The sequence below is a fragment of the Kribbella sp. genome (genome assembly GCF_035687465.1).
Classification (GTDB): Bacteria; Actinomycetota; Actinomycetes; order Propionibacteriales; family Kribbellaceae; genus Kribbella.
The window spans coordinates 1-8,893 of record NZ_DASRXP010000225.1 but is presented as its reverse complement, the minus strand read 5'-3'; the positions used below and the strand labels follow the sequence as shown (position 1 = coordinate 8,893).

The window sequence follows — 8,893 nt, the reverse complement described above, 5'->3', positions numbered from 1 at the left end:
ACCGGTCGCTGGCCGGCCCGGCTGACCGAGGTCGGCGAGGCCGAGCTGGCCCGAACGGAGCGGGACTCCGGGCGGATCTAGAGCGTGTCTCCCAAACCATTCAGCCGGCGTCGTGGCGCCCAGGCAGACACCTCGCGGCGTTGTCGTCGCCGCCGGTCCAACAACGGGACCGGCGACTCCTCCGCCTTGCGATGCGCCCACCTGGCCACCACGCCACTCGGCCCAGGATTTAGCAGACACGCCCTAGGGACTTGGGAGCGATCGCGGTAGCCCGAACGAGGGCAGCACGCTGTTCTCGAAGCGGGTCATGGCGCTGATCCGGTCGCCGGCGAGGGTGAGAACGTAGAGGCCGGTTCCGTGGCGGATGCCGGTCGGGGAGCGCAGGTAGGCTCCGAACGCCGGTTGACCATTGGCTCGGGTGGGGATGAGGTCGAACCTCCGACCCGCGCGGAAGATGCTGGCGCAGAAGCGCGCCACGACGTCTCGGCCCTGGTATTCGAACGGCATCGGTGGCATCGACATGAAGACGTCGTCGGTCAGAAGGGTCACCAGCGCGTCGAGATCGGCGGATTGCCAGGCGCGGACGAATTTCGCCACGATCGTTTCCTCCGCGGGCGAGTCGGGGACGGGCGGCGGTTCGCGGTCGTCGGTCGTGGGCCGTCGGTGCTGCAGGCTGGCGCGCGCCCGTTTGAGGGCGCTTTTGACCGACTCGACGCTCGAGTCCAGCATGTCGGCCACCTCGTTCGCGTGGAATCCGAGGACGTCGCGCAGGATGAGCACGGCGAGCTGGCGAGGCGGCAGGACCTGAAGGGCGGTCACGAAGGCCAGGGAGATGGATTCGGTCTGCTCGTAGCGGGCCTCCGGGCCGAGCGGCGCGTCGATGGCACCTTCGAGCAGGGCGTCGGGCAATGGCTCGAGCCAGACGACCTCGCCGAGCTGGGTCGGTTCGGGCGGTTCGACCTTGGGCACGTCCCACTCCTTGGCTAGGCGTCGGCTGGCCGACCGGCGCGCGTTGAGGCACCGGTTGGTGGCGATCCGGTAGAGCCAGGTGCGCAGCGAGGCGCGTTCCTCGAACCCTCCGAAGCCTTGCCAGGCGGCCAGCAGCGTGTCTTGCAGGGCGTCCTCGGCGTCCTGGAACGATCCGAGCATCCGGTAGCAGTGCACCTGCAGCTCCCGGCGGTGCGGCTCGGTCAGCTCCCGGAACGCGTCGCCGTCCCCGGCCCGCGCCCTTGAGATCAAGTCGGCGGCCACTTCTCCCACCCTCGGGTCACCCTCTTCCCGCATCTTGTCGCACTTCCTGTATGGACACCGGCCGAGGGCCGAAGGGGGCGGTTGGCGGCCGCCCCTTTCTCGACGTCGCGGTGTCTACCTCATCGACGGCTCTGACGATCCGGACGCCGATGGACGGCGAACCCGGCAGACACCCCGAAGGTGAGTCTCAGCCGTCCTCACTCATGAGGTGGGCAGGTCTGACCACCCGGACACTGAAAGGAACCAAAGATGTTGCTGCACGACAAGGTTGCGGTGATCTACGGAGCCGGAGGCGGGATCGGCGGCGCTGTCGCACGCGCCTTCGCGGCTGAGGGAGCGAAGGTCTTCCTTACCGGGCGCTCCCTGGCGCCCGTGGAAGTTGTCGCGAAGGACATCGTTTCCGCCGGCGGATCCGCCGAGGCGGCGGAGGTCGACGCTCTGGACGAGCAGGCTGTGGACAGGCATCTGCAGTCCGTGATCGATCGCGCGGGCCGCGTCGATATCTCGTTCAACGCGGTCGGGATCCCGAATGCGGAGATTGTGGGTGTTCCCCTGGCCGAGCTGGGTGTCGAGCAGTTCTCCCTGCCGTTCGCGACCTACGCCACGTCGTACTTCCTGACCGCGCGCCTGGCCGCACGGCGCATGATTCCGAGCCAGTCGGGGGTGATCATGACCGTCACCGCGCTCCACTCGCGGACGGGCCTCCCCTTGGTGGGAGGCTACGGTCCGGCGCAGGCCGCCAAGGAGGCACTCACTCGAGATCTGTCCGCCGAGCTCGCACCTCACGGCATTCGCGTGGTCGGTCTGCGACCACAGGGCATGCCGGAGACACGCACGATCAAGGACGCCTTCCTGCCTCGCGCCAAGGCATCGGGCATGACCTGGGAACAGTGGCAAGAGCTCCTCGCAAGCAGGACCCACCCGCGACGGCTCATGACGCTCGACGAGGCGGCAAACATGGCGGTGTTCATGGCGTCCGACAAGGCCAGCGGGATGACGGGGACCACCGTCAACCTGACCATGGGCAGCCTGGACGACTAGCGGCTAAGCAGCCGTAGCGTCGCTCGTCGAGCGCGCGTTTGCGCGCAGACCGGAACCATCGACGTACGGCCCATTGAGGAGTTGGAACGTGCGCTCATCGAGACGTCAAAGGAATCCATAGTGGGAACCAAGGCACACACAAATAGAGGAATGGTCCTCGTACTGGCGTGCGCGGCGCAGTTCATGGTCGTGCTCGATGTTGCGATCGTGAATGTCGCCCTGCCCTCGATCCAGCAGGATCTCGGCATCGGGCAGAGCACCTTGCAATGGATCGTCATCGCGTACGGCCTCATGCTCGGCGGATTCCTGCTGCTCGGCGGCAGGATGGCCGACCTTTTGGGGCGCCGCCGCATGCTACTGACGGGACTGACACTGTTCTCGTTCGCCTCACTGGTCGCGGGCGTGGCGGGATCCGCCGAGCTCCTGATCGGCGCCCGGGCCCTGCAGGGCTTCGGGGCGGCGCTCATCCCGCCGGCCGCCCTCTCGATTCTCGCCGTGACTTTCGCGGAAGGCGCCGAGCGCAATCGCGCGCTCGGGCTCTACGGCGCCGTCACCGGGGTGTCGGCGTCGGTCGGCGTGATCGCGAGTGGTCTGCTCACCGACGGCGCAGGCTGGCACTGGGTCTTCCTCATCAACGTTCCGATCGGCGTCCTTCTCATCGCGATGGCGGCCATCTTCCTGCCCGTCGACGCTGGCGACCGTCGCGAGAGCGAACGCTTCGACGTCGCCGGCGCGGTCACCGTGACCGGAGGCCTGCTCCTGCTCGTCTACACGCTCAACCGCGCCAGCGACTTCGGCTGGGGTTCCGCGTCGACGCTCGGACTGTTCGCCGCTTCCGTCTTGATGCTGTCCGCTTTCGTGCGGATCGAAGGGCGGTCCCGGTCACCGCTGGTGCCCGGCTCGGCGCTGCGCAACCGCACGCTGGTGGCGGCGAACCTGTCGGCGTTCTTCACGTTCGGAGCGTTCTTCGCCTTCATCTTCCTCGGCTCACTGCTGATGCAACAGGTTCTCGGCTATTCGCCGACCCGGACGGGCGTCGCCTGGCTCGCCACAACGGCGACGTCGTTCGTGGCGGCTGGGATCACGGGAGGGAAGCTCGTTGCGGTGGTGGGTGTGCGGCGCCTGCTCGTCGCGGGCCAATCGCTCCTCGCGATCTCGGCACTGTTGCTGACGCGGGTTCCGGCTGGAGGGGACTTCGCAACCGACCTGCTGCCGGCGCTGCTCCTAGCTGGCGTGGCCGGGGGAATGGCTGCTCCGGCCGCACAGATCGGCGCTCTGTCCGGTGTCACGCACTCGATGACCGGTCTGGCGTCCGGGCTCGTCGAAACCCTGCGCGAGATCGGGGGCGCCGTCGGCGTGGCCGCCGTGTCGACGGTCCTCGTCTCGCGAGCCGGCGAGATCGCCGATGCTGCCGACCAAGCGGCCCGCGGACTGGCGGCCGTGAACGCTTTCCACGCCGCGTTCTGGGTGATCTTCGTCGTCGCAGCCCTGGGTGCGCTGACGGCCGCGATTGGCTTCCCCAGGCGCACAACGCAAGAGATCGAGCCTGATCCGGCTGCTGACACGGAAGCTGTAGTTCGTGATCTGTAGCGCGTCGCCGCTCACCTCCGCGAGCAGTTCAGGGCACGCCTTGTCCGTCTCGCGAACATCGGCGTCCGGTGCGGGTCTCCCGCCCGGGCGCCGATGTTCCTAGGCTCGGAGGTACCCCTACCAGGAGGACTGGAGATGACGATCACCGAGAGCTCGACGGAGCTGGCCGCGGAGTACGCGGCGAACGGCTTCGTGCTGGTGAAAGGCCTGCTCAGCAAGGAGGAGGCCGCGGCGCACCGGGAGACCAGCCACCGGTTGCTGGCCCGGCTGAACCGCGACGACGACCCCACCTGGGCGGCAGCTCGGGACATGTCGATGGCGCCGACCAGCCTGCAACATCTGCACGACGCACAGTTCTACGACGCCGCTTTCTCCCGGCTGCTGGTGGACCCGCGGTTCACGGACGTGGCCGCTGCAGTGATGGGCGTCGAGAACGTCCAGTTGCACCACACGAAGCTGTTCGTGAAGCCGCCGGAGAACGGTTCGCCGTTCCCGCTGCACCAGGACTATCCGTTCTTCCCGCATCGCGATCACCGGGTAGGCGCGGCGATCTTCCACTTCGACGATGCCCCGGTGGAGAAGGGCTGCGTCCGGATCCTGCCGGGGAGCCACAAGGCCGGGCCGCGGGAGCACGACCCCGCCGGCTCGTTCCACCTGCCCGACGTACCGTTCGAGTCGGCTGTGCCGCAACCGGCCGAAGCTGGTGACGTGCTGTTCTTCACCTACCTGACCGTGCACGGCTCCGGGGTGAACGTGAGCAACGAGCCACGAACCACCTGGCTGGTGCAGTACCGCGACCCGGCCGACCCGCCCACGGTGAAGACCCACGACCACTCCCTCGGGCAGGGCATGATGCTGAGGGGAGTGGACCCGACCGGCAGGAGTGGCGTTTGAGCCTGGAGTCCGTGGCTTCGGCAGACCGCTTCGTCGATCTCGCCGGACTGCTCGAGTCCTGCGAGGTCGACGGGTTCCGCGCGGACTTCGTCAGCTGGGGGCACTACCGCCCGGAGTACTGGCGCAATTACTGGCACAGCCACTCGTTCCACGAGGTCTGCCTGGCGTACTCGGGCGAAGGGCGCTTCAACTCCGGTACTACGAGGTACGACGTGGTGCCGGGGTCCGTCTTTCTGGCCCGCCCGGGTGATGTCCACGAGATCGAGTCGAGCCGGTCGGCGCCGCTGGGGATCGCCTTTTGGGGATTCACCTTTCGGGCGGAATCGGGCTCTGCTGCCACCGGTACTGGCTGGTGGTCCGGGCTGACTCGGCCGGATGGTCCAGTGATGTCTTTGGAGCTAGGCGGTCTGCCAGCGGCTATCTCTACGCTGGCGGCCGAGGCTGCGGCTCCGCGATCGGGCTACCGGGCTGTTTTGGCCGCGCTCGGAGCGGCTCTGGTGCTGGAGACGGCCCGGGCCTTTGCTCTCGACGACGACTTGTCGGTCGAGGTGCTGCCTCGGGAACGGGACCGCGGGACGGTCATCGTCGAGGCCATGCAGCGGCACCTCGTGGACAACCTGTCCCGGCCGGTCACCGTCCGCGAGGTAGCCGCCGCTGTCCATCTCTCTGAGCGGCACGCCGAGCGGCTCTTCTCAGCGGTCACAGGCGCCTCCCTGATGAGCACCTTGCGCCGGCTCCGACTGGAACTGGCTGCGCAGTTGCTGCTTGATCCCAGTGAGACCGTCACCGCAGTGGCCCACCGCTGTGGCTACTCGGACGTGCGGCCGTTCGCGACTGCCTTCCGTCGTCAGTACGGGACCACGCCGACGGCTTTCCGGCGTACGGGCGGCACTACCTTCGTAGCTCGCTGAAAGCAGGCCTGTCAGAACGAGACGTTCTCCGTGCTGTCGGCGCGCATCACGGACTCCTGCTGGAACTGCTTCTCGTACTTGCTGCGGATCTCTTCCAGCTTGCGGCTACTGTCCTTGGCGGCGTCGATCGGGTAGACGATGATGAGGACCTTCGAGTGCTCGCGCACGATCTTGCCGCTCTCACTGTCCTTCCACTGCCCGTTGCCCGCGAGCACGGTCAGTCCGTCGGGGAACCGCGGCGTGACCGTGTCGTTGATGAACCGCTGGAACTGGTAGTCGGTGACGTCGGGGCCGGGCTTGTCCATTCCGAAGAACAGCTCGGTCCGGACCCAAAGGTCACCGACCACTTGCAGCTTCTTGTCGTCACTGCTGTCCGACTGCTGCAGGGCCACCGCGGTCGGTGTCACCAGCGCGGTCGCGATCAGCGCGGCGGTCGCGGTCTTCTTGACCAACTGCGTCATGCGTAGTCCCCCTGGGAGTCTGATTCGTGTCCCAGCCGACGCTAGGCGCGGCCCGGCGGTCGTGGCCGGGATCCGCCGGATTTCTGACCGGGGGCACCGGGGGTCGTGCCCGAAGGTCCGCCGTTCGCTGCCCTCGACGGCCGGGGCGGTGATAACCCGGTCACGCCCAGGTGGGGCGATGCGCTAATCTGGTGGAATGCGAGTGACCCTGCTTCTTAGCTAGCCGTACTGGCATCCAGGCGCCTTCTGCGCCGGTCAGTACGGCGTCCCCTCCTGAGCGAGGGGCCTTTTTATTTGACACGGTTCGTTTCAGGAACCATTTCTGGCAGGGTTCACACCACATCCCGAGAACGCAGGAGTACGACGGTGAGCGAGCAGGTGGAGCACGACGCGGACGCCCCGATCGACCGGGGAGGGTACGACTTCAACGCCATGCAGGCCAAGTGGCGGCCGGTGTGGGAGAAGCTCGACCCGTTCAAGGCCCGCGATGACGGGTCGGCTGAGCGCCGCTACGCGCTGACGATGTTCTCCTACCCGTCCGGGGACCTGCACATGGGTCACGGCGAGGTCTTCGCGCTGCACGACGTGCTGGCCCGCTTCTGGTTCCAGCAGGGGTACGACGTGATGAACCCGATCGGCTGGGACTCCTTCGGGCTGCCGGCCGAGAACGCCGCGATCAAGCGCAACGAGCACCCCGCGACGTACACCTACGCCAACATCGAGACCCAGGCGGAGTCGATCCGGCGGTATGCGCTGGCCTTCGACTGGTCGCGCCGCCTGCACACGTCCGACCCGGAGTACTACCGGTGGACGCAGTGGCTGTTCCTGCGGTTCTACGAGCGCGGGCTGGCGTACCGCAAGGCGTCGTACGTGAACTGGTGCCCGAACGACCAGACCGTGCTGGCCAACGAGCAGGTCGTGCAGGGTCGCTGTGAGCGCTGTGGGTTCGAGGTCACCAAGCGCGAGCTGACCCAGTGGTACTTCAAGACCACCGACTACGCGCAGCGGCTGCTGGACGACATGGACCTGCTGCAGTGGCCCGAAGAGATCCTGCTGCAGCAGCGGAACTGGATCGGCCGGTCCGAGGGCGCGTTCACGGACTTCGTCGTGGAGGGTCACGCCGAGCCGATCAAGGTCTTCACCACCCGCCCGGACACCCTGTTCGGCGCCACCTTCATGGTGGTCGCGCCGGACTCCAAGCTGGCCGCGGCCCTGGTCACGCCCGAGCAGCAGGAGGCGTTCGACACCTACCTGACCGCGGTGAAGGCCTCGACCGAGATCGAGCGGCTGAGCACCGAGCGGGACAAGACTGGCGTCTTTCTGGGCTCGTACGCGATCAACCCGGTCAACGGCGAGCGGATCCCGATCTGGGCAGCTGACTACGTGCTGGCCGACTACGGCACCGGCGCGATCATGGCCGTGCCCGGTCAGGACTCCCGGGACTGGGAGTTCGCGGAGAAGTTCGGCCTGCCGATCGTGCGGACCGTGCAGCCGGAGGACGGCTTCGACGGCAAGGCTTACACCGGCGACGGACCGGCCATCAACAGCGCGAACGACGAGATCAGCCTGAACGGTCTGCCGGTCGACGAGGCCAAGGCGAAGATCAGCGACTGGCTGCAGGACAAGGGCCTGGGCGAGCGGACGATCAACTACCGGCTGCGCGACTGGCTGCTGAGCCGGCAGCGTTACTGGGGTTGCCCGATCCCGATCATCCACTGCCCGTCCTGCGGCGAGGTGCCGGTGCCGGACGACCAGCTGCCGGTCGAGCTGCCCGACCTGCGGGGTGCCGATCTGGCTCCCAAGGGGGTGTCGCCGCTGGCGGCCGCCCGCGAGTGGGTCGAGGTCGCCTGCCCGAAGTGCGGCGGTCCCGCCGAGCGCGACACCGACACGATGGACACGTTCGTGGACTCGTCCTGGTACTACCTGCGCTACATCTCGCCGGAGTACACAGAGGGCGCGTTCGACCCCGAGGCTGCCAAGCGCTGGATGCCCGTCTACCAGTACGTCGGTGGCAAGGAGCACGCGGTACTGCATCTCCTGTACGCGCGCTTCTTCACCAAGGTGCTGCACGACCTGGGTCTGCTGGACGCCGTCGAGCCCTTCACCCGGCTGCTGAACCAGGGCCAGGTGATCAACGAGGGCAAGGCGATGAGCAAGTCGCTGGGCAATGGCGTCAACCTGGGCGACCAGCTGGACACCTTCGGCGTGGACGCGGTCCGGCTGACGATGGTGTTCGCCGGTCCGCCGGACGACGACATCGACTGGGCCGACATGTCTCCGGGTGGTTCGCTGAAGTTCCTGCAGCGCGCCTGGCGGCTGAGTGGGTCCGTCGAGGCTCCTGTCGGCGCGGACTTCTCCACCGGCGACCTGGCACTGCGCAAGGTCATCCACCGCACCGTGGCCGACGCGACCGAGCTGCTGGAGTCGTACCGGTTCAACGTGATGGTCGCCCGGGTGATGGAGCTGGTGAACGCGACCCGGAAGGCGATCGACTCCGGGCCGGGAGCGGCTGACCCGGCGGTGCGTGAGGCGGTCGAGACGGTGGCGATCCTGCTGAGCCTGGTCGCGCCGTACACGGCCGAGGACATGTGGGAGAACCTGGGGCACGAGCCGACCGTCGCCAAGGCCGGCTGGCCGAAGGTCGACCCGGCCCTGCTGGTCGAGGACTCGGTCATCGCCATCGTCCAGATCGCCGGCAAGGTGAAGGACCGGCTGGAGGTGTCGCCCGACATCACCGACGCCGAG

Annotated in this window: 7 protein-coding genes; 5 read left to right on the top strand and 2 right to left on the bottom strand. The window is 67.6% G+C overall.

What is annotated here, in order from left to right:
• Window positions 1–243 precede the first annotated feature (243 nt).
• Window positions 244–1,251 carry a sigma-70 family RNA polymerase sigma factor gene (locus VFG33_RS11290; RefSeq protein ID WP_325025276.1) on the bottom strand — a complete coding sequence of 336 codons (1,008 nt, stop codon included), beginning with the start codon at window positions 1,249–1,251 and terminating at the stop codon, window positions 244–246.
• A gap of 249 nt (window positions 1,252–1,500) precedes the next feature.
• Here VFG33_RS11290 and VFG33_RS11285 point away from each other — a divergent pair, with 249 nt between their 5' ends.
• The 4 genes from VFG33_RS11285 (at window position 1,501) to VFG33_RS11270 (ending at window position 5,687) form a co-directional block, all read left to right on the top strand.
• Entirely contained in the window at window positions 1,501–2,292 is a 792-nt protein-coding gene (locus VFG33_RS11285) for an SDR family NAD(P)-dependent oxidoreductase (RefSeq protein ID WP_325025274.1), read from the top strand.
• Window positions 2,293–2,412: 120 nt separating this feature from the next.
• Window positions 2,413–3,882, top strand: a complete 1,470-nt coding sequence (locus VFG33_RS11280; RefSeq protein WP_325025272.1) for an MFS transporter — start codon at window positions 2,413–2,415, stop codon at window positions 3,880–3,882.
• 135 nt (window positions 3,883–4,017) lie between these two features.
• Window positions 4,018–4,776, top strand: coding sequence for a phytanoyl-CoA dioxygenase family protein (locus VFG33_RS11275; RefSeq protein WP_325025270.1), 759 nt, complete (start codon window positions 4,018–4,020; stop codon window positions 4,774–4,776).
• Window positions 4,777–4,787: 11 nt separating this feature from the next.
• The gene (locus VFG33_RS11270) at window positions 4,788–5,687 is read left to right on the top strand and encodes a helix-turn-helix transcriptional regulator (protein WP_325025268.1); all 900 of its coding nucleotides are present in this window, start codon (window positions 4,788–4,790) and stop codon (window positions 5,685–5,687) included.
• Window positions 5,688–5,698: 11 nt separating this feature from the next.
• Here the strand turns inward: VFG33_RS11270 and VFG33_RS11265 are convergent, their stop codons facing one another.
• Window positions 5,699–6,148 carry a DUF3574 domain-containing protein gene (locus VFG33_RS11265; RefSeq protein ID WP_325025266.1) on the bottom strand — a complete coding sequence of 150 codons (450 nt, stop codon included), beginning with the start codon at window positions 6,146–6,148 and terminating at the stop codon, window positions 5,699–5,701.
• Between the two features lie 366 nt (window positions 6,149–6,514).
• Between VFG33_RS11265 and leuS the strand changes: the two genes are divergently transcribed.
• Window positions 6,515–8,893 (top strand): leucine--tRNA ligase (gene leuS / locus VFG33_RS11260; RefSeq protein ID WP_325025264.1); only part of this gene is annotated, 2,379 nt, incomplete at its 3' end.